The organism is Bradyrhizobium sp. KZN70725 (assembly GCF_055264925.1).
Genome location: NZ_JBUYWT010000010.1, coordinates 161974 through 183924, shown reverse-complemented (window position 1 = coordinate 183924; position 21951 = coordinate 161974). Strand labels below are relative to the sequence as shown.

The 21951-nt window shown below is 64.3% G+C and carries 21 protein-coding genes; 4 read left to right on the top strand and 17 right to left on the bottom strand.

From position 1 onward, the window contains the following. Positions 1 to 163 precede the first annotated feature (163 nt). Positions 164 to 625 carry a GNAT family N-acetyltransferase gene (locus tag ACZBJS_RS12725; protein WP_168857350.1) on the bottom strand — a complete coding sequence of 154 codons (462 nt, stop codon included), beginning with the start codon at positions 623 to 625 and terminating at the stop codon, positions 164 to 166. A 476-nt stretch (positions 626 to 1101) separates the two neighbouring features. Further along, positions 1102 to 1290 (bottom strand): hypothetical protein, encoded by a 189-nt coding sequence (locus ACZBJS_RS12720; RefSeq protein ID WP_156436135.1) that lies wholly within the window; start codon positions 1288 to 1290, stop codon positions 1102 to 1104. Positions 1291 to 1294: 4 nt separating this feature from the next. Between ACZBJS_RS12720 and ACZBJS_RS12715 the strand changes: the two genes are divergently transcribed. Further along, entirely contained in the window at positions 1295 to 2215 is a 921-nt protein-coding gene (locus ACZBJS_RS12715) for a LysR family transcriptional regulator (protein ID WP_076825241.1), read from the top strand. 26 nt (positions 2216 to 2241) lie between these two features. Here ACZBJS_RS12715 and ACZBJS_RS12710 read toward each other — a convergent pair whose 3' ends face one another. The 12 genes from ACZBJS_RS12710 to ACZBJS_RS12655 all read right to left on the bottom strand — a co-directional run bounded on the left by ACZBJS_RS12710 (position 2242) and on the right by ACZBJS_RS12655 (position 14413). Next, positions 2242 to 3018: an esterase/lipase family protein gene (locus tag ACZBJS_RS12710; RefSeq protein ID WP_463438763.1), complete on the bottom strand. Its 777-nt coding sequence runs from the start codon at positions 3016 to 3018 to the stop codon at positions 2242 to 2244. A gap of 68 nt (positions 3019 to 3086) precedes the next feature. Next, entirely contained in the window at positions 3087 to 3884 is a 798-nt protein-coding gene (locus tag ACZBJS_RS12705) for an SDR family NAD(P)-dependent oxidoreductase (protein ID WP_463438762.1), read from the bottom strand. Next, complete coding sequence (locus ACZBJS_RS12700; RefSeq protein ID WP_463438761.1) at positions 3875 to 4162, bottom strand: hypothetical protein; 288 nt, start codon at positions 4160 to 4162, stop codon at positions 3875 to 3877. The genes ACZBJS_RS12705 and ACZBJS_RS12700 overlap by 10 nt, the downstream gene beginning before the upstream one ends. Next, positions 4162 to 4758, bottom strand: a complete 597-nt coding sequence (locus ACZBJS_RS12695) for an adenylate kinase (RefSeq protein WP_463438760.1) — start codon at positions 4756 to 4758, stop codon at positions 4162 to 4164. Before ACZBJS_RS12695 ends, ACZBJS_RS12700 begins: the two co-directional genes overlap by 1 nt. 94 nt (positions 4759 to 4852) lie before the next feature. Further along, positions 4853 to 6187 carry an MFS transporter gene (locus tag ACZBJS_RS12690; RefSeq protein ID WP_057016375.1) on the bottom strand — a complete coding sequence of 445 codons (1335 nt, stop codon included), beginning with the start codon at positions 6185 to 6187 and terminating at the stop codon, positions 4853 to 4855. Positions 6188 to 6285: 98 nt separating this feature from the next. Continuing rightward, on the bottom strand, positions 6286 to 7833 hold the full coding sequence (locus tag ACZBJS_RS12685; protein ID WP_083714891.1) for a WS/DGAT/MGAT family O-acyltransferase: 1548 nt from the start codon (positions 7831 to 7833) through the stop codon (positions 6286 to 6288). Positions 7834 to 7962: 129 nt separating this feature from the next. After that, a complete protein-coding gene (locus ACZBJS_RS12680; protein WP_463438759.1) occupies positions 7963 to 9672 on the bottom strand; it encodes a long-chain-fatty-acid--CoA ligase in 1710 nt (569 codons plus the stop codon). A gap of 29 nt (positions 9673 to 9701) precedes the next feature. Continuing rightward, positions 9702 to 10469, bottom strand: coding sequence for an SDR family oxidoreductase (locus ACZBJS_RS12675; RefSeq protein WP_057016377.1), 768 nt, complete (start codon positions 10467 to 10469; stop codon positions 9702 to 9704). 38 nt (positions 10470 to 10507) lie between these two features. Beyond that, positions 10508 to 10948: a phasin family protein gene (phaP, locus tag ACZBJS_RS12670; RefSeq protein ID WP_229189854.1), complete on the bottom strand. Its 441-nt coding sequence runs from the start codon at positions 10946 to 10948 to the stop codon at positions 10508 to 10510. A gap of 60 nt (positions 10949 to 11008) precedes the next feature. Next, positions 11009 to 11818 (bottom strand): esterase/lipase family protein, encoded by an 810-nt coding sequence (locus ACZBJS_RS12665; RefSeq protein WP_057016379.1) that lies wholly within the window; start codon positions 11816 to 11818, stop codon positions 11009 to 11011. 182 nt (positions 11819 to 12000) lie between these two features. Beyond that, positions 12001 to 13083, bottom strand: coding sequence for an AraC family transcriptional regulator (locus ACZBJS_RS12660; protein WP_229189855.1), 1083 nt, complete (start codon positions 13081 to 13083; stop codon positions 12001 to 12003). A 307-nt stretch (positions 13084 to 13390) separates the two neighbouring features. Next, entirely contained in the window at positions 13391 to 14413 is a 1023-nt protein-coding gene (locus ACZBJS_RS12655) for an AraC family transcriptional regulator (protein ID WP_463438758.1), read from the bottom strand. A 306-nt stretch (positions 14414 to 14719) separates the two neighbouring features. On the opposite strand from ACZBJS_RS12655, the gene ACZBJS_RS12650 reads away from it, so the two are divergent. The 3 genes from ACZBJS_RS12650 to ACZBJS_RS12640 all read left to right on the top strand — a co-directional run bounded on the left by ACZBJS_RS12650 (position 14720) and on the right by ACZBJS_RS12640 (position 17793). After that, complete coding sequence (locus tag ACZBJS_RS12650) at positions 14720 to 15478, top strand: acetoacetate decarboxylase (protein ID WP_050400709.1); 759 nt, start codon at positions 14720 to 14722, stop codon at positions 15476 to 15478. A 21-nt stretch (positions 15479 to 15499) separates the two neighbouring features. Further along, positions 15500 to 16474: a 3-hydroxyacyl-CoA dehydrogenase NAD-binding domain-containing protein gene (locus tag ACZBJS_RS12645; RefSeq protein ID WP_253625016.1), complete on the top strand. Its 975-nt coding sequence runs from the start codon at positions 15500 to 15502 to the stop codon at positions 16472 to 16474. Between the two features lie 119 nt (positions 16475 to 16593). After that, positions 16594 to 17793: a CaiB/BaiF CoA transferase family protein gene (locus ACZBJS_RS12640; RefSeq protein WP_057016381.1), complete on the top strand. Its 1200-nt coding sequence runs from the start codon at positions 16594 to 16596 to the stop codon at positions 17791 to 17793. 337 nt (positions 17794 to 18130) lie between these two features. Here ACZBJS_RS12640 and ACZBJS_RS12635 read toward each other — a convergent pair whose 3' ends face one another. The 3 genes from ACZBJS_RS12635 to ACZBJS_RS12625 form a co-directional block, all read right to left on the bottom strand. Then, the gene (locus ACZBJS_RS12635) at positions 18131 to 19204 is read right to left on the bottom strand and encodes an AraC family transcriptional regulator (protein ID WP_463438757.1); all 1074 of its coding nucleotides are present in this window, start codon (positions 19202 to 19204) and stop codon (positions 18131 to 18133) included. Between the two features lie 164 nt (positions 19205 to 19368). Further along, on the bottom strand, positions 19369 to 20769 hold the full coding sequence (locus tag ACZBJS_RS12630; RefSeq protein WP_057016430.1) for an L-serine ammonia-lyase: 1401 nt from the start codon (positions 20767 to 20769) through the stop codon (positions 19369 to 19371). Continuing rightward, positions 20766 to 21935, bottom strand: coding sequence for a M20 aminoacylase family protein (locus tag ACZBJS_RS12625; RefSeq protein WP_463438756.1), 1170 nt, complete (start codon positions 21933 to 21935; stop codon positions 20766 to 20768). The genes ACZBJS_RS12630 and ACZBJS_RS12625 overlap by 4 nt, the downstream gene beginning before the upstream one ends. Positions 21936 to 21951: the final 16 nt, after the last annotated feature.

Here is a 21951-nt window from a genome sequence, read left to right as displayed (position 1 = left end):
TTCAATGAATTAGAGCGCGATGGCCGCCTTTAAGGCAGACATTTTGTCCCTTGCGGCGGACAAGTTGGGACCAGGGGCCTCTCCGAGGCACCTACCGTCGGCGGATTGTCGATGCCTCGAGGAGGGTGGCGCGACTGCCGAACCCAAAGCCCGTGAGGTCGCTTCATAGATCTCGAACCATGAGAGTTGCATCGACGCCCCTCCAATTGGTGCGATCGGCGGTCGACCATCCGAGCCGCGCATAGAAGCCGGTTGCCTCTGACGTATAGAGGTTTAGCCGCGAAAATCCGCGCTGCCGCGCTTGATCCTCAATCGCCCGCACCAAGATGGTGCCCACTCCTTCATTGCGATGTTCGGGGACAACGAACAGACCTGTGAGCCATGGTGCGACATCGTGATTCGGCTCGAACTCGGACTCAACCAAAAGGCAGGCGCCTATCGGCGCACCATCTGCTTTCGCGACGAGCAGCACGCCAAGGCTCCGATCGGCAGCAAATTGTTGCAATGATCTTAGCTCTTCCTCGAAGGAAGTACGAAGCATTGAAAATGAATTGACGCGCCAACGCGCGCAGATAGCCACTTCGATCGCTCCTGGCTCTGCGGTGAGTATTCGAATATCTGTCATCGCAAAACAATCAACTTCGTGACGCGATCGAAAGCGTTCCGAGCAATAGATGGACCATTTCCGGTGTGCAACAATGCCGGCGATCCAGAAGGAGCATCGAACGACAACGGACAATCTGTCTGTGTTGTTATGGACAACTTTTCTATCACCTTTGCGTGGGGCGCCCTGCTCGCCGCACTCAGTGAGTCAAGGCACGATTGCGCGACATGAGATGTTCCGCCAGATTGGAGCAAGCGGCTGATCTGCGGACGAAGTCCGGACAGATACTGCGCCAAGCGACACATTGCTTATGCAACGGACTTGAAGAGACTATCCTGGTTCGACGAGGGAGGGGCCGCCACCGGTCACGTCGGAAATCTTGGCAGGACTTCAGGCGACACGTTCGAATCTTCGAGTTTTCGCTGTTCCGAAGGCTGGAAGCGTCTGGGAAAAAATCCAGACGATCCTGTCTCGACGCCATGCCAAACCGCCAAGGCTCAACGGTCCGCCACGGCAGGATCGCCTTGAAGTTCGCCGAAACCTGCGGGCGCGAGCGAGCCGGCCAATCCCGGATCGCGAATACGATTTCCGACGCTGATCCGTTGTCGCGCGCCCACATTCACGCACTTGCATAAATGGCCATGCCATTGAATATTCGTTGCGCGACTTGCAACGATCAGGACCATGCCGATGAATGCGAAGCTGGAGCCGCGCCGACTGCACTATTTCATGGAAGTGCTCAATAGCGGCTCCGTGCGCGGCGCCGCCGGCGCGCTCGGCATGGACGCCTCTGCGGTCAGCCGGGCGCTAGGCCTGCTCGAGAAGGAATGTGGCGCGCGCCTGCTCGAACGACGGGGCCGCGGCGTCGCGCCGACCGACGCCGGCCAACTGCTGGCCGCCTACCTGCAGCGCCAGCAGGGCGAACGACAGGCGCTGCTGGCGCAGATAGACAGCATTCGCAAAGTTGAGTCGGGTCATATCGATCTCGTGACGGGCGAAGGTTATGTCGACTGGCTGGCCAAGAGCAGCCTGTGCCGCTTCATGCAAAGCCACCCGAAGATCACGATCAGCCTCGACATCGGCAGTACCGACGAGATCGTCCAGCAAGTCGTGGGAGAACGCGCGCATATCGGCGTCCTGTTCAATCCGCCTCGCGACGATCGGCTGCGCTCGCATCATTCGCAGCCGCACCCGATCAAGGCTATCGTACCGCGCGGGCACCCGCTGACCCAGCTGGGCCGGCCGCTCAGGCTCGCCGACCTCGCGCCCTACCCAGGCGCCGCGATGCATCCGAATTTCGGCCTGCGCCAGCATGTCCAGGCCGCCGAGATCAGCGAAGGCGTTCGCCTCAATTTCGCGTTCACGACCGCCTCGTTCGATGCGCTCGCCCATTACGTGACCGCCGGACTTGGTTATGCGCTGGCGTCGCGCCTTGCGATGACGGAGGCTGATGCCGCCAAGGTGGTGGCGCTCCCGATGAAGAACGCGCTGCTGCATCGTGGCCGCACCCACGTGGTCTCCCGTCAGGGACGCACGCTGCCGCCCGCCGCAATGCAGCTGCTGCGGATGATGGTCGCCGAGATGCGGTCACCGGGAAGCGCTGCGCGGTAGCCTCAGGCAGCTGCGCCCTTTCGATCTCAATCGCGGCGCGTCGCTGTCGGAAACCAGACTCCGACCTGCGGAGGCGCACGAAACGGCTTCCAGCTGCCCGCCGGCTGGGCGAGGCGATCGGCAATCACCCACAGCGCCGGCGCGTGAAAGCCAAGCCCCAAATGCGTCGTGTTCACTTCGACGTTCTCGCGCTCTCCGCCCTCCTGCTCCAGGCAGGCGCGCCACGCCACCACGCCATCGGTGCGGGTATAGATCGATGTTGACGGCACAGGAATCGGTTGCGCGAGGCGGCTGATCCGTTCGGCCGTCGGCGGCTGGTATTTCTGGCCGGTCAGAAGCCGCCAGATCGCGCGAACATTGCTCGCCCCCGGCGCCGCGAAAGGACTGCCGAGCGTGATGACCATCCGCACCGCCGCGGGGATTTGCCGGGCAACCTCGCGCGCAATGATGCCGCCACGGCTCCAGCCGACCAGGCTGACCTTCGAGCCGCCCTGCTTTTCGAGTTCGAGGACTCGCGCCACCACGGCGGCGAGGTCAGCATCCGGCGCGCGCACATTGCGGCCGCGGCCCCATCCATGAACCTGATAGCCGAGGAACTCGAGGAACGAGCGGATGGCCAAGGTCGACCGGTCATCGGCGCCCAACCCGGGCAGAACCATCACCGGATGGCGTTGCCCCCGCGGCGCGGTCGCCAGAAGCGGCGCCGCCACGGCAAGCAGCGCCGGGAGGTCGAGAAAGCCGCGCCCTTCCGCGGCAAGCAGCGCGAGCGAGGGTGGTTCGACGGTCTGCTCGTCACGTCCCATGGGTAGCGTCCGTTGTTGATGGTCAAGAATGGCCCGTGCAGCCGTGCATTGCCGGCGAGCACGAGACGTCAGTTCGGCGGTGCGGCCTTTCCGAACACACCGCCGATGGCCCGCAACAGCCAACTCGGCTGATACTTGATCCATTGGGCCGCCAGTTCATTGGCAAGCCCTGCGGCATGCACCGGCTTGCCTGCCATGCAGGCGCGGTAGCCCTCCTGTGCGACGGTCTTCGCATCCATGATCATCATGCTCGGCATGTTGCCGAGATTGGTGCCCTGGACCATTCCGGTGTTCGTCACGCCGGGACACAACGTCGTCAGCGTGATCTTGCTGCCACTTAATTCCTGCGACAACGCCTCGCCGAACGACAGCACATAGGCCTTTGACGCGGCATAGACCGCAAGATTCGGCACCGGCATGAAGGCCGCGGCCGACGCAACGTTCAGGATCCGTCCACTGTTGCACTCGAGCATCGGCGCGAGGAAGAGACGGGTCAATGCCGTCATGGCGACGACATTGACCTGCAGCAGCCGCAACTCATCGTCGAGGCCGATTGCGCCGACGCGTCCTTCGAGCAAAAGGCCGGCATTATTGACCAGCAGGTCGACCCGCACGCCGGCTTCCATCAGTGAATCGAACACCGCCTGCGGCGCCGCTGGCTCGTTCAGATCGGCGGCCACGATGGTCACCTTGGTGCCATGACTTGCCTTGAGCTCGCGCGCGAGCTTCTGCAGCTTGTCGCGGCTGCGCGCCAGCAGCACGAGGCTGAGGCCATTGGCCGCGAGCTCGCGCGCGAGCTCGAGCCCAATGCCGCCCGATGCTCCGGTCACCAGCGCGCATTGACCTTCATTTCCGCTCACCGACATGAGGCGCCTCCCTTCGTTGCCAGAACGGTTCTGCGCAATCCACGAACGGCGCGTGCGACAAGCCGCCGCCGCGCCAGCTCGGCGGGTGCACCGCCGCAGTTCCGGTCGGCAGCATATCTGCGCGAGAACCGTTCGATCGCCCGCAACAACAGCTGGGCCTGCTCGAACTGGTCGGCCGACTCCTTCACCTCGCCAAGCGACTTGCGCAATGGCTCCAGCACCTCGATCCGGTCGGGATAGCCGGACAGCCGGGGGTCGCGACTTTGCGTCGCCGGCATCACATCACCGACCGATCCTGGCCGATCGCCTTGACGACGGCGAAGGCGACCGCATCGACCGGCTGCAGTCCGTCGACGGTTCGAAGGATGTTTCGCGATCGGTAGTAGTCGACCAGCGACGCGGTCTGCTCGTTATAGGCGTCGATACGCAGCTTGAGCGTCTCGTGATTGTCGTCGGCGCGCACCGCGCCACCTTGCGCTCTCGCCTCGCGGGCCCGCGTCTCGATCCGGTCCAGCAACACCGTCTCGTCGGCCTTGAGCTCGACGACATGGTCGATCGCAAGACCCTCGGTATCGAGCAGATCGTCGAGGCCGACCGCCTGGGCCATCGTTCGCGGGAAGCCGTCGAGCACAAAGCCATGCTTGGCATCGGCTTGCGAGATGCGTTCGATCAACGCGGCGATCACGAGCTGATCGGGAACGAGCCCTCCCCTCACCATGGTATCCTTGACTTTCCGTCCGATACTGGTGTCCGCGTCAACCGCAGCACGCAGCATGTCGCCGGTCGAAAGGTGCGGTATGTCGTACTCCTCGACCAGGCGCTTCGCCTGCGTTCCCTTGCCCGCGCCAGGCGGCCCCAGCAGAACGATCCTCATCGCATGTGTCCCAATATTCGCTCGATCACCGGCAGCATTCCCGCGGAGCGTCGAGCGACCCGGCTCCGTGCGGGCCGGGCCGATCGTTTCGTCCTCACGCCATCGCCAGGCGCGCACTGGGCGCAGGCCGCATCGACAGCAGCAACAGCAATCCCGACAGCACGTAGAGCGCCATGACGAAGTACATGCTGTAGATGTTGTCGCCGGTACTCCGCACGATCAGGCCGTTGATCGAGGGGCTGATGGCCGGGCCTAGGTTTCCAAGGCTGCTGATCAGTGCAAGCCCGCCGGCGGCGGCACCGGTGGAGAGGTATTCGCTGGTCAGCGCGAAGAACAGCGGCGTCGCCGACGCAATGCCGATCACCGCAAAGGACAGCGCAAGGATCGATCCGACGAGGTTGCCCTGCAGCATCGTCGTGATGAAAAGGCCGAACGCGGCGATCGCGACGCAGGCGGCATAGTGCCAGCGGCGCTCGTGCCACTTGTCGGAGTGACGGCCGATCAGGATCATGCCGATGACGCCGGCGGCATTCGGGATCGCGGCATAAACACCGACAAGGAACAAATCCTTGACGCCCCAGCTCTGGATCAGGGTCGGCATCCAGAACACCATCGTGTAGGTCGCGCCGAGCAGCAGCAGATAGACGAACGACAACACATAGACCTTGGGGTCCTTGAGCATCTGCCCGAACGTTCCCGAGGGTTCGCTCTCGATGTCCTTCTCATCGTGCTGGAAGGTGTCCTCGAGCAGGGCTTTCTCGTCCTTCGAGAGCCACGCGGCCTGCGCGGGCTTGTCCTCGAGCAGGACGTAGACCAGGATGCCGAGTATCAGCGCCGGCAGACCCTGGACGAGGAACAGCCACTGCCAGCCATGAAGGCCGCCGGCACCGTCGAAATACTTCAGGATCGAGCCGCACAAGGGACCGGCGATCACGGACACGATCGTTGTCGCCGACATGAAGGTGGCGATCACCTGCCCGCGCCGCGCCGACGGATACCAATAGGTGAAGTACAGGATTACGCCGGGAAAGAAGCCGGCCTCGAACACGCCGAGCAGGAACCGGACGACATAGAACTGGAACGGCGTCGACACGAACATCATGGCGGATGCCGCGAGTCCCCACAGCACCATGATGCGCAGCAGGGTCTTGCGCGCGCCGATCCTCTCCAGCAGCAGGTTGCTCGGCACCTCGAACAGAAAATATCCGACGAAGAAGATGCCCGCGCCGAGACCGTAGACCGCATCGTCGAACGGTAATGTCTGCTTCATCTGCAGCTGCGCGTAGCCGATATTGATGCGATCGAGATAGGCGATCATGTAGGCGATCAGCAGAAGCGGGATCAGGCGCCAATCGATCTTCGAGAACAGGGATTTATGCGCCGGACTTTCCAGTACCGACAGCGATCCCTTTGCGGCGGGTGGGTGCATCCTGGTTTCCTCCAAATGTTCTTTTGATTCCGGCGCCGGGCGGGAGACCGCGGTGGCGTCCCGACTCCGGCGATGTGAAGCGTTGAAGGCCTCCGCGCCTAGCTGGCCCGGCTCGCCTTGTCGTTTGCGGCGGCCGGTGGCACCTCGTCGGTCTGGATGACCGTCACCGACGCCGCGGTCGCGGATGGCGCCTTCGCTTGAGCCGCAGGTTGCAGCTCGACGATCTCGGCCTCGACCGACGGCAGAGCCTCGATCTCGCGCAGGGCGGCGCGCAGGTGCTCAATCATCTCGTAGGACTCGTCCTGCGAGAGCACGCGCCGGCATGCGGTCAAACCGAACTCAAGCAGTCCCGCATAGCTGTGCACCGTGATGTTCAGCGCGCTGCCGTGATAGGGGATCGAAACCGGGAAATAATGCACCATCCGTGCGCCGGCCATGTAGAGGTGCTGCCCCGGTCCCGGCACGTTGGAGATCAGCACGTTGCCCGCTGCCGGCATGCGGCTGGCGAGGTTGGAGCGGCCAAGCAGCGAGGCGAGCCCCGTCATCAGCCACGGCGACCCCGTGATCGGCACATCGACGCCGAGCACCGGCTTGAGCTCGCGCACGACTGCCTTGGCCGCCTCGGATGACGCGTGGATTGCCTTGAACCGGGTCGGCAGGTCATCGATATCGGTCGCCAGGTCGACGCGTACCGCCGAGACCTGGTTGTTCATCGCCTTGTCGCCTTCGGCACGCAGGCTGACTGGCACCATCGCGATCAGGGCTTCCTTGGGCAGCAGGCCGCGCTCGGCGAGAAAGCGTTGCAGCGCGATGCTGCACATCGCCATGACGATGGTGTTGACGGTGCCGCCGACACGTTTGCCCAGGACCTTGATGTCGGCAAGCGGCAGCGACATCGTGCTGTAGGAGCGCTGGTTGGTGATGGAATCGTTGAACACCGTCTTCGGAGCCAGTCCAAGGCTGAGCGAGCGCTCCCCCTTCTGTGAGCGCTGGCTGGCCATCACGGTGGCGGCGGTGCCGAGCGCCTTGGCCGCCGTCGGCAGCAGCTCCGCGAGCTTGCGGTATTGCTGGGCCGCATTGTTGGCCGCCGCCTGCAGTAGCTCGGTCACGCCGAGCTGGTATTGCCCGGAGGCGCGCTTGCGCCGTGGCGGCGGCACCTCGCGCATCTTGGGCGAGACATCATAGAGCACCTTGGCGAGCTCCACACCGGCCTTGCCGTCGACGCCGCTGTGATGCGCCTTGGTATAGAACGCGACCTGGCCGTTCTCGAGGCCATCGATGACATACATCTCCCACAGCGGACGGCTGCGATCGAGCAGCGAGGCATGCAGCCGCGCGACCAGTTGCTCGAGCTGCGCCATGGTGCCTGGACGCCGCAAGGTGACGGTCCGCACGTGATAATCGAGCTCGATATCATCGTCCTCGGTCCAGACCGGCTCGGCGAGCTGGAACGGCATCTGCGCCAGTTTGCGGTTCAGCAATGCCGAGAGATGGAGACGCTTGCCGAGCATCTCCTTGACATCCTCGTAGTAGTCGCCCTGATAACCCTCGGGGAGATCGAAGATCATCAGGCTGCCGACATGCATCGGCGTCTCCGGCGTTTCGAGATGCAGGAACGATGCATCCATGCTGCTGAGTTGATCCATTCTTCCCTCCCTTGACGTTGTGACGGCGATCGCCGTCTTGATGACGGCGTGCCGATATCTGGCGCGTCGCGGTCATTGCCCAGGCGCGACACCTGTCCGCCGCGGCCGATCCGGTTCGCGCAGGCGATCTCAGGCCTGCGCCCGGGCGACGCGCTCCTCCTCGTCGTACAGCTCCTTCTTCGATAGCTTTCCGACCGCGGTCTTCGGCAGTTCGGCGCGGATTTCGAGCGCCTGCACCATCTCGTGCTTGCCGAGCTTGTCCTTCAGGAACGCCTGCAGCTCTTCCAGCTTGAACGGCTTGGCATCCGCCTTCAGCTTGATGAAGGCCTTCGGCGACTGGCCGCGATACTCGTCGCGGATGCCGATCACGGCGACCTCCTCGACCGCCGGATATTTGTAGATCGCCTCTTCGAGCACGCGCGGATACACGTTGTAGCCGCTGCACAGCAGCATGTCCTTGGTGCGGTCCACGATGAAGATGAAGCCATCCTCATCCATGTAGCCGACGTCGCCCGTGCGCATGTACCCGTCCGCGGTAGTCACCTCGGCCGTCGCGTCCGGCTTGTTCCAGTAGCCCTTCATCACATTCGGGCCCTTGATGCAGATCTCGCCGCGTTCGCCGAGCGGCACATAGCTGCTGCTGTCGTCGACATTGAGGAACTTGATGACGATTCCGGGCATCGGCATGCCGCAGGAGCCGGCCTTGCGCATGGCGCCATGCTGCGCCGGCGTGTAGGTGCCGCTCGGCGAGGTCTCGGTCATGCCCCAGCCTTCGCTCAAATTGCAGCCGGTGATCGAGGCGAATTGCTGCGCCACCTCGAGCGGCAACGGCGCGCCGCCGGATCCGCAATATTTCAGCGCGCGCAAGCTATGCTTCGGCGTCTCCGGATGGTTGATCAGCGCGGTGAACATGGTTGGCACCCCGCAGAAGACACTGACCGACTTGGTCGAGATTTCCTCCAGCGCGGCCTTCGGATCGAAGCGGACATGCTGGATGATTTCCGCGCCCATCAGGACGCCGAACAGCACATTCACAGAAAGCGCATAGATGTGGAACGGCGGCAACACTGCGAGGAAGCGCTCCTGCCCGTCGACCAGCACCGGCGGCGAGCCGGCCGTCGTCGCCCGGTACTGCTGGCACGCGCTGGTCAGATTGGCGTGGGTGAGCATCGCCCCCTTCGGCAGCCCCGTCGTCCCGCCGGTGTATTGCAGCACGGCGATGGTCTCGCGCGGATTATCGATCGGATAGGCCTGGTAGACACCATCATTGTGCGTCAGCTGGCCGAAGCTGATGTGATGATCGTCCCAGGCGACGTCGCTCAGCTGCTTGGCCGCCTTCATCTGGTTGACGACGGTGTCGGGGTCAGCCGTGATCTCGCCGAGCGACCCGACCACCAGCTTCTTCAATCTTGTCTTGCCCAGCATCGCCGCCATCTGCGGATAGAGCGAAACCATGTCGAGCGTGATCAGGATATCGGTCTTGCTGTCCTCGATCTTGTGTTCGAGCACCTTGGCAGCGTCCAGCGGCGAATAGTTCACCGCCGTGCCGCCTGCCTTGAGGATGCCGAAAAACGAGATGATGTAGTGCGGCGTGTTGGGCAGATAGAGGCCAACATGGACGCCCGGCTTGACGCCGAGGAGCTGCAGGCCCTTGGCCACACGATCGGTGAGCCGCCCGAGCTCGGCATAGGTGATCCGCTTGCCCATGAAATCGATCGCGGGACGATCCGGCCATTTGGCAACGGCGTCGCCCAATATCTTCTGCACTGGTCCGGGAGCTATCTCGACGTCCCAACGCACGCCGTCGGGATAGGATCGGATCCAGGGCATATCGTTCATGAGATCTCTCCCTTCTATGGTCTTGCGGATCAGACGGCGGTCACGCCGCCATCGACCGCAATGGTCTGGCCGGTGATGAATGCACAGGCATCGGAGGCGAGCAGCGCGGCGACGCCCTTGAGGTCCTCCGGGCCACCCTCGCGATTCATCGGCGCCATATGCGCGGTCGCGCTCTGGTCGAGCTGTGCGGTCATCTTGGTCGGGAAATAACCTGGCGCGATCGCGTTGACGTTGATGCCGAGCGGCGCCCATTCATTGGCAAGCGTGCGGGTCAGGTTGACGACCGCGCCCTTGCTCGCGTTGTAGGCCAGCGTCGGGGTGCCTTCCGGATAGCAGCCGGTGAGGCCCTGGATCGAGGCGATGTTGATCACTTTTCCGCTCCGCCGCGGTACCATGCAGCGCCGGCCGACCTCCTGGGTGGCGACGAAGATCGCGGTCACATTCAGGTTGATCACCTTGTTCCAGCCGTCGAGCGTATGCTCGATCGTGGCGGCGCCCCAGGACGTACCGGCATTGTTGACGAGGATGTCGATCGGGCCCAGCGCGGCCACGACCTGCTCGATCATCGGCGGGATTGTCTCCAGCCTGCCCATATCGCACACCACCGGAAGCGCCTCGATGCCAAGCCCCTTGAGGTGAGCAGCCGCGGCATCAAGCTCATCCCGCTTTCGCGCGGTGATCGCGACCTTGGCGCCGAGTTCGCCCAGCACTTCGGCGATCTGAAGACCGAGACCCCGCGATCCGCCCGTGACGAGCGCAACGCGCCCCGTCAAGTCCTGCAACTTGGCCAGACTCATGGCTTTCCCCCGATGGTTTACGCCTCACACGCGCAGCGCTATTTCGGCTGCAACAGCTTCTGAAGGTTCGCGAAGTTCTCCTGCATGCGGTCCTGCATGACCTTCCAGGCGTTGTTGCGCGCCTGCGCTTCCAGCTGCGACAGCTCGCGGAAATCCGCGACCGCCTTCTCGACCTGCTGCTTGGCAGTCTCCGTCTGCTTCGTCATAGCTTCACCGCTTGCGAAGCCCTGCATCGCCGCCTGCCACTGCGCGAGCGTCTCTTGCAGGATCTCGTTGCGCCGGCTGACCAGCGCCTGGACGCCTTCGTAGGCCTGTCTGTTGGCCTCAACCAACGCCTCCATGTCCTTGCGCTGCCACTCGACCAGGGCAGCAATATCGAACCCGGGCAGCGTGAACTTTTCGGCCATTTTCTTCAGGTCCCCGAGCCACGGCATCGCTCCCGTGCCGGCTGTGTCGGATTGCCTGTCATCGGTCCCCATCGACGTCCTCCTTGCGGTACTTGGCTGGCGGCGGCGAAACGCCGTCCCGTGGACTGCGCGTCAGGCGGCCGCCCAGCGCGGCCGGAACAGGGCGGCGCTGTCATCGGCTCGATCCGGATCCGGGTACACCATGCCGCGAAGACCGCTGCGGTCGAATGGCGACCATTCATCCTCCCCGAGCGCGAGGCGGTCCGCGATCGCATAGAGCACGGCCGGATTGTGCCCGAGCCCGCAATGACTGCCTTCGACCTCGATGTTCTGTGTCCGCTCGGCATGCTGCTCGCGGCACCCCCACCACGAGACGATGCCGTCGGTGCGTGAGTAGATCGCCGTGCTCGGTACCGGCGGCGGCAACTTCATGATGTCCCTGTCGGGCCAGTCGTCGACCTGGCGCTCGCTCAGTATCTCGTAGAGACGCCAGGCATTGCTTGCCTTCGGCTCATTGGCGAACGGGCTGCCGAGCGTGATCACCTGGCGGACCAGATCGGGCGCGCGCCGTGCAATCTCGCGCGCAAACACACCGCCGAGGCTCCAGCCGATCAGGCTGACCTTGCGACCGTATCGCTCGGCGAGCTCGGCCAGCCTTGCGTCCATGGCAGCCTCGACGCCGGGACGCGGTCCGCGATTGGGTCCGAGCTTCCAGCCGTGGACCGCATAGCCTTGCGCCTTCAGGTAGGCGCGCAACGGTCGCGTCGAGATATCGCTGGCGGAGAGCCCCGGCAAGACGAGGACCGGATGTCCGTCCCCGCGCGGCGCGCGGCGAAGCAGCGGATAGCTTGCGAAGAACGCCTGCAGCTCCCAGATCCCGCGCACCTCGAGCGCGAGCAGCAATTGCGACGGCGGCGCAGAGCGGTCGACGACCATATTCATGTCAGAATGTCCCCTCCCGGATCACGCGGTGTGTCCCGCACGACCCGACATTTTATGATTACTGCCCGGCGCCGCGAGCGGCGCCATGCAGACCCCGATCGCGCAACCGCGCATCTTCTTGGTCTCAAAACGCTATCGAGCAGGTCAGACCCGTAAAAGGTGCAATTGGCCCGCTTGACCGGTTAGTTTGGGACATCCGCCAATGAATCTTGCGCGCCTGCTGCGATGCCTGGCGCCCGGCCGTCGCGGAAGTCCGACGGGCTTTTGCCGGTCCAGCGGACAAAGGCGTGGCGAAAGTTCGCCGCGTCGCTGTAGTCAAGCCGCGCGGCGATCTCGTCATTGGTCATTTGCGTGTTGCGCAGATAACCGACCGCGAGCTGCATGCGGACCTCGGAGACGATCTGCCGGTAGGTTTTCCGCTGCAGCTGCAGCCTGCGGCGGAACGTCCGTGGATGGATTGCAAGCTCCGCCGCCATCGCCTCGATACTTGGGAAGCGGCCGGGATGCTCGACGAGCCGTCGCCGGATGTCGGCAGCAAGACCGTCGTCCCGCGCGACAGGATCGAGAAGCTGATCATAGATTCGGCCGGCCATCGCCCTGGTCATCTCGTCGGGGCAGACCGCCGGACGGTCGATCCAGGCAGTGTCGAATTCCAGCGCGTTCCTGCGCTGGCCGAACTCGACCGGACACTGGAAGATGCGGTCGTAGGTCCCGGCGTGCGGCGGCGACGCATAGGCGGCGCTCAGCTTCGAGAAGCGGAACGAGTTGCCATAGACGTCGCGGCTCAGCGTCTGATAGGTCGCAAAGGCGAACTCGAGCGCGAACCGATAGACGTCATCGGCCGGATCGCGCGAAAGCAACGGCTCGAGCAGACAGCTCACCGTATCGCCCTTGCGGGTGAAGTCGATGTCGGCGACCGTTCCGAGGATCCGACCATACTTGGCCGCAAAGTCAATGACTCCGGCCCGCGTCGGGCTGCTCAGCATGGCATAGCCGTACATGCCGTAAGCCATGACATGCATTCGTTCTCCGGCGCGAAACGCGATCGCCGGATTCCGTGACAGCCGCATCGCATTGCGAAATACCGTCTCGACCTGCCGGTAGGAGACACGTACCGACGAATCCCTGAGGTCAGCACGCCTCAAATTGGTCGCGCCGAGCGCGCGCGACGCTGAGATCCCCTCCTCGGCCAGGACGTGCACCACCGCCGCGATCCGTTGCGGCGAATAGAGACACTGCAGGAGATTTGGTGACGGGTGATACACGAGCGTCCTCGTCCGCCTTCCGCGCCTGCTTCGGGTCCCGCAATCCGGTGCCCGCAAGCTGAGGTGAGGCTAGTCAGCCGGACCGGGCAGCAGAAGGTTCGATTGGTCGCGTTTGCAGGTGAGTTCCGGACAAGACCGGCCAAAAGAAAGACCGCCGAGGGAGGGCGGTCCAGGTTGGGAGAACGCGATCGCGAGCGCAACCACGGTGCCGAGCTTACGCGCGCTTCGGTCGCACAAAAGGTTCGATTGAACCAATTTGGCGGTGAACTCCGGACACAGCTGGCGAAGCCGCCCAGATATCTCGGGGTCAAAGACCCTCCTCGCCGCGGAATTCGGATGGATTCCTGCCGGTCCAGCGCGAGAAGGCGTGGCGGAAGTTAGCCGCGTCGCTGTAGCCGAGGCGGCTTGCGATCTCCTCATTGGTCATGCGCGTCTTGCGCAGATACTCGATCGCGAGCCGCATGCGCACCTCGGAAAGCAGGCTGCGATATGAGGTTCCCTCCGCCTCGAGCCTGCGCCGCAGCGCGCGGGGATAGATATCGAGCTGTTCGGCGATCGCCTCGATGCTTGGGTAACGACCCGGCTGCTCGATCAGTATCCGGCGGATATCGGCAGCAACGCCACCGGCGCGATTCACCTCGCCGAGGATCTCCTCGCACATCTCCCGCGCCATGGCGTGGGTTCGCGGATTCGCCAGCGCCCGTGGGCCGTCATTGCGTATGTATTCGTATCCACAATGATGCTGATTGAACAAAACCGGGCACCCGAAGAGATCACGATACGCCGCGGCGGACGGCGGCGGCGTATAGTCGAGCAGCACGCGCGAGAAGCCGAAGCCCTGGCCCGAGCGGTCGCGAATCGTCGTCAGATGCGCGGCCAGTTCGAACTCGACCGCGAAGCGATGCACACTCTCGGTCGGATTCGGCCAGTGCATGGGCTGGAACGTCGCCACCACCGTCTCTCGATCGTATGAGAGGTCGAAATCGCAGAACGGCCCCACCACACGGATGTATCGCGCAGCGAAGTCGCGCGCCTCCGCGTGCGTTGCACTGCTCAGCAGCGCGTACCCGTACATGCCATAGGCGGTGACATGCATTCGCGCTCCCGAGCGCAGCGCGATAGCCGGGTCGCCTGCCAGCCGCAGCGCGTTGCGGATCACCGTGTCGAGCTGCCGATACGATATGCGCGTCGTATGGGATTCGAGCTGGCCGATCGCGAGCCCGGTGCCCTCCAGAACCTCAGATGGATCAATGCCCTGCTCACGAAGCTCGGCCGCGATGGCTGCGATCGAATGCGGCGGGAATATTCGCTGCGCGAAGCCGGGGAGCATTCGACCCGGCGATTGGCGTAGGTGCGACTCTTGCCTAGTCATTGCAACCGCATGTCCCTGGCATTCCGCGCATTCCTGCTCCACGATTGACGATCGGTCGAACGTAAGCCCGATCCCGTACGCGACGCAATAATCGCGTATCCACGCGCGCGCGCCGCAACCCGCGTCCGGAAGTCACCCGGTCGGCGGTCCAATCGCACCTTTCTCCGTTTGCCGAGATCGCTAGGCTCGCGACGCCTTGCTCGACAACCGGCACGCAGCCGGAGGCGGTACGGACCACGGCAAGCGCCAACAAGGGAGGAGCGGATGCGACGGGAAGACGTTCTCAAGCAGCTGACGACACCGATCGGTGCCCCGGCATTTCCCCGCGGACCGTTCCGCTTCAACAACCGCGAATACCTCAACATCCTGTATCGCACCGACATCGAGGCGTTGCGCGCAGTCGTTCCCGAGCCGCTGGAGATTGACGATCCACTGGTTCGCTGGGAGATCATGCGGATGCCCGACACCTCCGGTCTCGGCGACTACACCGAATGCGGCCAGGCCGTCCAGGTGCGCTATGGCGACGAGAAGGGCGAGTACCTTCACGCGATGTACCTCGACAACCTGCCGGCGCTGGCATCGGGGCGCGAGATCAGCGGTTATCCCAAGGTAATCGGCAAGCCGAAGCTCTATGTCGATTCCGACACCCTGGTCGGCACCATGGACTACGGCAGCTTGCGCGTGGCCACCGCGACGATGGGTTACAAGCACCGCGCGCTGGACCTCGAAAAGGCAAAGGCCGAGATCTGCGTACCGACCTTCATGCTGAAGATCCTGTGGACCTATGACAGTCCGAAGCCGGCGGGCGAGCCGCGCATCTGCGAACTGCTGCGCTCCGAGATCACCGACATCACCGTCAAGGGCGCCTGGACCGGCCCGGCCCGGCTGGAGCTGTTCGCCCACGCATTGGCCCCGATGGCCGATTTTCCGGTGCGCGAGATCGTCGCGTGTAGCCACATCATGACCGACTTGACGCTGTCCCGCGCCAAGCGCTGCCACAACTATCTCGATCAGCCGCGATAAGCGGGCACGTCGGAGGAAGCCATGCCATCATCCGCAGATCGCGCCGCGGCGCTCAACCGCTATCGCAATGTGTGCGTCATCGGGGCCGGTGTCATCGGCTCCTCCTGGGCGGCGCTGTTTCTCGCACACGGGCTCAATGTCGTGATCAACGATCCGCAGCCCGGCATCGAGGCCACGGTCAAGGACGCCCTGATCAAGATCGGGCCGACATTGCTGAAGCTCGGCCTGCCGCATGAGGGATTGGAGCGCAACCTGCGCTTCGAGCCGGACCTCGCGCGCGCCGTCGCCGGCGCCGACCTGGTGCAGGAGAACGGGCCGGAGAAGCCCGAGTGGAAGCAGCAGCTCTGGGCACGAATCGAGGCAACGGTGCCGAAACATGCATTGCTGCTGTCGTCGAGCTCGGCGCGGCCGGCCACCGAACAGGCGAAAGAGATGAAGGATGCAAGCCGGCTGCTGGTCGGCCATCCTTTCAACCCGCCGCATCTGATCCCGCTCGTCGAAATCGTTCCCGGCGAGCGCACCGATCCAGAGGCCACCGCCGACGCCGTGGCGTTCTACGAGGCGCTCGGCAAGGTGCCGCGCGTGCTCAAGAAGGAAATCCAGGGCTTCGTCGCCAACCGGCTGCAGCGCGCGATCATGCGCGAGGCCTGCTATCTCGTGCAGGAAGGCGTCGTCACGGTCGACGAGCTGGACGACGTCGTCACCAGCTCGATCGGGTTGCGCTGGGCGGTGAACGGGCCGTTCAGCTCGTTCCACATGGGTGGTGGACCGAACGGGCTGGAATCGTTCTTCCAGCACCTCGGCAAGAACATGGCCGCGTCGTTCAAGGTGATTCCGCAGGTCGATCTCGACGAGGCGCTGCAGCGCAAGATCATCGACCAGGCCGCGGCATCTTTCGGCAAGACGCCGATCCCGCGGATGGAGCGCGAACGCGACGACACGCAGGTGGCGCTGCTGCACGTGCTGGCGGCACGCAACGGCAGGAACGGGACATGACCGGCTCACCCGCAGGCCTGCGCGCATTCGCAGACAGAGGCGGCCGCCACGTTTCGGAATAGGCCGACCTGGCCGACGGACAACAGCTGATCCCGGGCATCAAGCGGAGACGAACTCACATGAGCATCTTCGAAGGTTTGAAGGTCATCGACTGCGGCAGCTTCATCGCCGCGCCAACCGCCGCGACGCTGCTCGGCGACTTCGGCGCCGACGTGATCAAGATCGAACCGCCCGGTGCAGGCGACGCGTTCCGTCAGGTGCCGAAGCTGCCGGGCATGCCGAGATCCGACCAGCCCTATGGCTGGCTGCTCGACAATCGCAACAAGCGCGGCCTTGCGCTCGACCTGTCGAAGCCCGAGGGCCAGGCGGTGCTGCATCGCCTCGCCTCCACCGCCGACGCCTTCATCACCAACTATCCGCTCGCGGTCCGCAGGAAGCTCGCGATCAGCTACGAGCGGCTTGCCGCGGCGAACGACCGGCTGATCTACGCCTCCTTCACCGGCTATGGCGAGACCGGCGACGAGGCGGGCAAGCCCGGCTTCGATGTCACGGCCTACTGGGCGCGCTCAGGCCTGATGGACATGGTGAGGAGCGACGCCAGCACGCCGCCGGCGCGGGCGCTGGCCGGCATGGGCGATCACCCGTCGGGCGTTTCGCTGTTCGCGGCCGTCGCGGTGGCGCTGTATCAGCGCGAGCGCACGGGACGCGGCACCCAGGTCGGCTCCTCGCTGCTCGCCAACGGCGTCTGGTCGAACGGCATCATGGCGCAGGCGGCGTTGTGCGGGGCGACGTTCACGCCGCGGCCGCCGCGCGAGAATCTGTTCAATGCGCTCGGCTGCTACTACCGCTGCCGCGACGGCCGCTGGCTGCTGCTCGCGATCGTCAACGAGCAGCGCGACTTTCCGACCGTGGCGAAATGCCTCGGCCTCAACGACCTGCTCACTGATCCGCGCTTTGCCAAGCAGGCCGATCGCTTCGCCCGTTCCTCCGAATTGATCGCCCTGTTCGACGCGGCATTCGCGACGCGTGACCGGGACGAATGGCGGGCCCGCCTCGATGAAGCAGGCATCGTCTTCGAATGCGTTGCCGAGATGGGCGACCTGTCCGCCGACCGGCAAATGCTGTCGGCCGGCGTGCTGGTACCGTTCGAGAACGACGAGATGCTGACCATCGACAGCCCGTTCTTTGTCGACGGTGCAACCAAGGTGAAGCCGCGCAAGGCGCCCGCGGTCGGTGAGCACAGCACGCAGATCCTGCGCGAGGCCGGCTACGATGACGCGGCCATCGCCGAGATGCGCGAAAGCAAGGTCCTGGCGTGATGCGCTGACCGCAAGGCGGCGCCTGCCGCCCTCACCGCACGCACGAGAAAAGGCCGCGCCTCGAATGAGAGGCGCGGCCAGTCTCGAGGCGCCCGAACCGGGGGGCACCACAGCGGCGGTGTGGCGCAGCTGAGGTTCGGAGGACGCCCCCGAGCAGAAGCGATCAGCGCCCGACACGCTTCCAACTCCCTGACGAGCCATCGCATTTGCCGTCGATGGCCAATCTATGCATCGAGTTCGACCACGAGGAGGTTCGACGAGGCCGGTTCGGAGGTGACTTATGGACAGCGTGGAGTAACGAGCGGTCACATACAGCGCTGCGCCGACCGCACGGCCTTCACACCGGCGAAGAGACCCGGAAATCGGATGGGCTCTTGCCGGTCCAGCGGATGAAGGCATGCCGGAAGTTGGCGGCGTCGCTATAGCCCAGCCGGCTCGCGATCTCCTCGTTGGTCATCGCGGTCTTGCGCAGATATTCCATCGCTAGCCGCGTCCGCACCTCGGCGAGCAGCTCACGATACGATGTATCTTCCGCTTCGAGCCTCCGCCGCAGGGCACGCGGATGCATCGACAGCCGCTCGGCGATCGCTTCGATGTTCGGATACCTGCCGGGCTGCTCGATCAGGACCCGCCGGACATCGGCGGCGATGCCGCCTGCATGATTGACCTCGGACAGCACCTGCTCGCACATCTCGCGCGCCATTCCGTGGGTGCGGGAATCCGCCAGCGCCACCGGACCGTCGGCCTGAGACAGCTGATATCTGTACTCGTTGCCGCGCTGGCGAAACTGGACCGGGCAGTCGAAGAACATCTGGTAGGCGTCGGCATGCGCCGGTTCACCATAGGCAAGGGAAATCCGCGAGAAGGAGAACGACTCGCCCGCCAGGTCCTTCATCGTCGTCAAATGCGACGACAGGGCGAACTCGGCCGCGAAGCGATGCACGTCTTGCGTCGGATTCGGCCAATGCAACGGCTCGAACGCACAGACGACCGCCGCGCCGTCATACGAGTATTTCGCATCGCACAGCGGGCCGACGACCCGAAGGTATCGATTGGCGAAGGCGCGCGCATCGTCATAGGTCGCGCTGCTCAGCAAAGCATATCCGTACATTCCGTGCGCGGTCACGCGCATGCGCTGTCCGGCGCGGAGCGCAACCGTCGGTTCGTTCGACAGCCGCAGTGCATTGCGAACCACGATGTCGATCTGCCGGTACGAGATACGCGTCGTATGAGCTTCGAGCTGATCCTCGGTCAAGCCGGTGCCCGCCAGCGCCACGGACGATCGAACCTGTTGCCTGCCGAGCTCGGCGATGATGGCAGCAATCAACTGCGCCGAATATACATGCTGGTCGAAATCCGGCGGCAATTGGCATTCCGGCACAGCGTCTCGCAGGCGCCTTCCAGCGCTCATGGTCGTCTACCTCCTTGGACCTAAAGTCTTGCTCAAATCGAAATCATTCGCAATGCCGGCAGCAACTGGCCGGCTTCCCCTATCCCCAACCTTGGGACGGCGCGCGGATCGTATCCAATCATGCCGAGTTCGCTATCGAGGTAATTCGCCGGCACCGCCGTGCTTCAGCATTCCACGACGTTCACCGCGAGCCCGCCCAGCGATGTCTCCTTGTATTTGGACTTCATATCCTCGCCGGTCTGCAGCATCGTCTTGATGACGGCATCAAGCGATACATAGTGCTTGCCGTCACCACGCAGCGCCATTCGGGCGGCGTTGATGGCCTTGACGGCGCCCATCGCGTTGCGCTCGATGCAAGGGATCTGCACCAGGCCCCCGACGGGATCGCAAGTGAGTCCGAGATTGTGCTCCATCCCGATCTCGGCAGCGTTCTCGACCTGGGCCGGCGCACCGCCGAGCACGGCCGTCAGGCCGCCTGCGGCCATCGAACAGGCGACGCCGACCTCGCCTTGACAGCCAACTTCCGCGCCGGAGATCGAGGCATTCGCCTTGTAGAGCATTCCGATCGCAGCCGCGGTGAGCAGGAACGTCACGACGCCGTCGTCGGTCGCGCCCGGACAGAACTTGACGTAGTAGTGCAGCACGGCCGGGATCACGCCGGCGGCGCCGTTGGTCGGCGCAGTCACGATCCGTCCGCGTGCTGCATTCTCCTCATTCACCGCCATCGCGAAGGCGTTGACCCAGTCCATCGCCGCCAGCGGATCGACGCTCTCGGTGTCGCTATTGCGGGCCGACAGTTCGCGGTAGAGCGCCGGTGCGCGACGGCGAATGCCCAGCGGCCCGGGCAACGGTTCGGCCGCGCCGGCATTGTCGATTCCGAAGCCGCGGTCGACGCATTGCTTCATCGTCTCCCAGATCTTCAGGAGGCCGGCGCGGACGTCCGCGTCGGTGCGATGTACGCACTCGTTGGCGAGCACCATGTCGGCGATCGAGCGACCGCTCGACTGCGCACGTGCAACCAGCTCGGCGCCAGTGCCGAACGGATACGGCCAGACCGGGAGCTCGGCGCCTGCGCCGCCAGCCGCGTCGCCAAGGCCACGCTCGATCACGAATCCGCCGCCGATCGAGAAGTAGTAGCGTTCCGCCAGCAGGCTGCCGTCGGCCGCGAACGCCACGAGGCGGATTCCATTGGGATGTTCCGGGAGTGCGCTGTCGGGCTTGAACACGATATCGTGCCCGCGCCGAAACGGGACCGGATGAACGTTGAGCAGCCGCAGCTCGCCGGAGCGCCGGATGTCCGCAAGCTGCGGAGCCACCTCGGCCGGATCAACCGTATCGGGCTTTTCGCCGAGCAGGCCGAGGATCACGCCGAGATCGGTCGCATGCCCTCGCCCGGTCGCGCCCAGCGAGCCATAGAAATCGGCGCGGACCCGTACCGTTCTGGAAAGCAGGCCATCGCGCTCGAGCGCGCGGACGAATTGGCCGGCCGCGCGCATCGGCCCCACCGTGTGCGAACTCGAGGGGCCGATGCCGATCTTGAATATGTCGAAGACCGAAAGCATCAGGCAGCAGGCAGTTGTTGCTTGACGAGCTCGACCCAATACGCGGCGCCCATCGGCAGGATGGCGTCATTGAAATCATAGTACGGGTTGTGCAACGGCGGATCATTGGCGGTCTCGCCCGCGCCGATACAGATGTAAGCGCCTGGGCACTCCTGCAGCATGAACGCAAAGTCCTCCGATCCCATCGCCGGCTTGATGTCGGTTTGCACCTGTTCGACGCCGACGAGGTTTGCGGCGGCCGACGCCGCGGCATTCGCTTCGGCGGGCGTGTTGATCACTCCCGGATAACCTCGCATGTAGCTCAGATCGATCTTTCCGCCATGGGTTTGCGCCACGCCGGCGCAGACCTGCTTCATGGCAGCCTCGACCTGATCCTGTATCTCGGCGTCCAGCGTTCTGACCGTACCGCGCAATGTGACGGTTTCGGGCACCACGTTCCAGGTGTCGCCGCCATGGATCTGTGTGACGCTCACGACGGCGGCGTCCATGGCACCGATGCGGCGGCTCACGATGCCTTGTAGCGCGGAGACGAGATCGGCCGACACCAGGATCGGGTCGATGCCCTTCTCCGGCGTCGCGGCATGACAACCGCTCCCGGTCACGACGATCTCGAACGTATCGAGGAAGGCCGTCGCAATGCCGGTCCGGATCGCGAATTTTCCTCGCGGGATATTCGGAATGTTGTGCATCCCGTAGACCGCGTCGGCGGGAAACATCTTGAACAACCCCTCCTCAACCATCCTCTTGCCGCCGCCTTCATTCTCCTCGGCGGGCTGGAACACGAAGTGAACAGTGCCGCGGAACGGCCGGCGGCGGGCTAGCTGTACGGCGGCGCCAAGCAGCATTGTGGTGTGGCCGTCGTGGCCACAGCCGTGCATTTTGCCGGCCCGGGTTGATTTGTGGGCGCGGTCCCCCAGTTCCTGTAGATCAAGCGCGTCCATGTCGGCGCGCAGCGCGATCGTCGGGCCTTCGCCATTCTTCAGCGTTCCGACCACGCCGGTGCCGCCGAGGCCGCGATGGACCGGAATCTGCATCTCCATCAGCGCATCGGCCACGAGCTGGGCGGTGCGGTGCTCCTGGAACGCGGTTTCCGGGTTGGCATGGATGTCATGGCGCCAATCCAGCATGCGGGCACAGATATCGTCGGCGATTCCAAACTTCTCTGACATGCGTTGGTCCATCTGT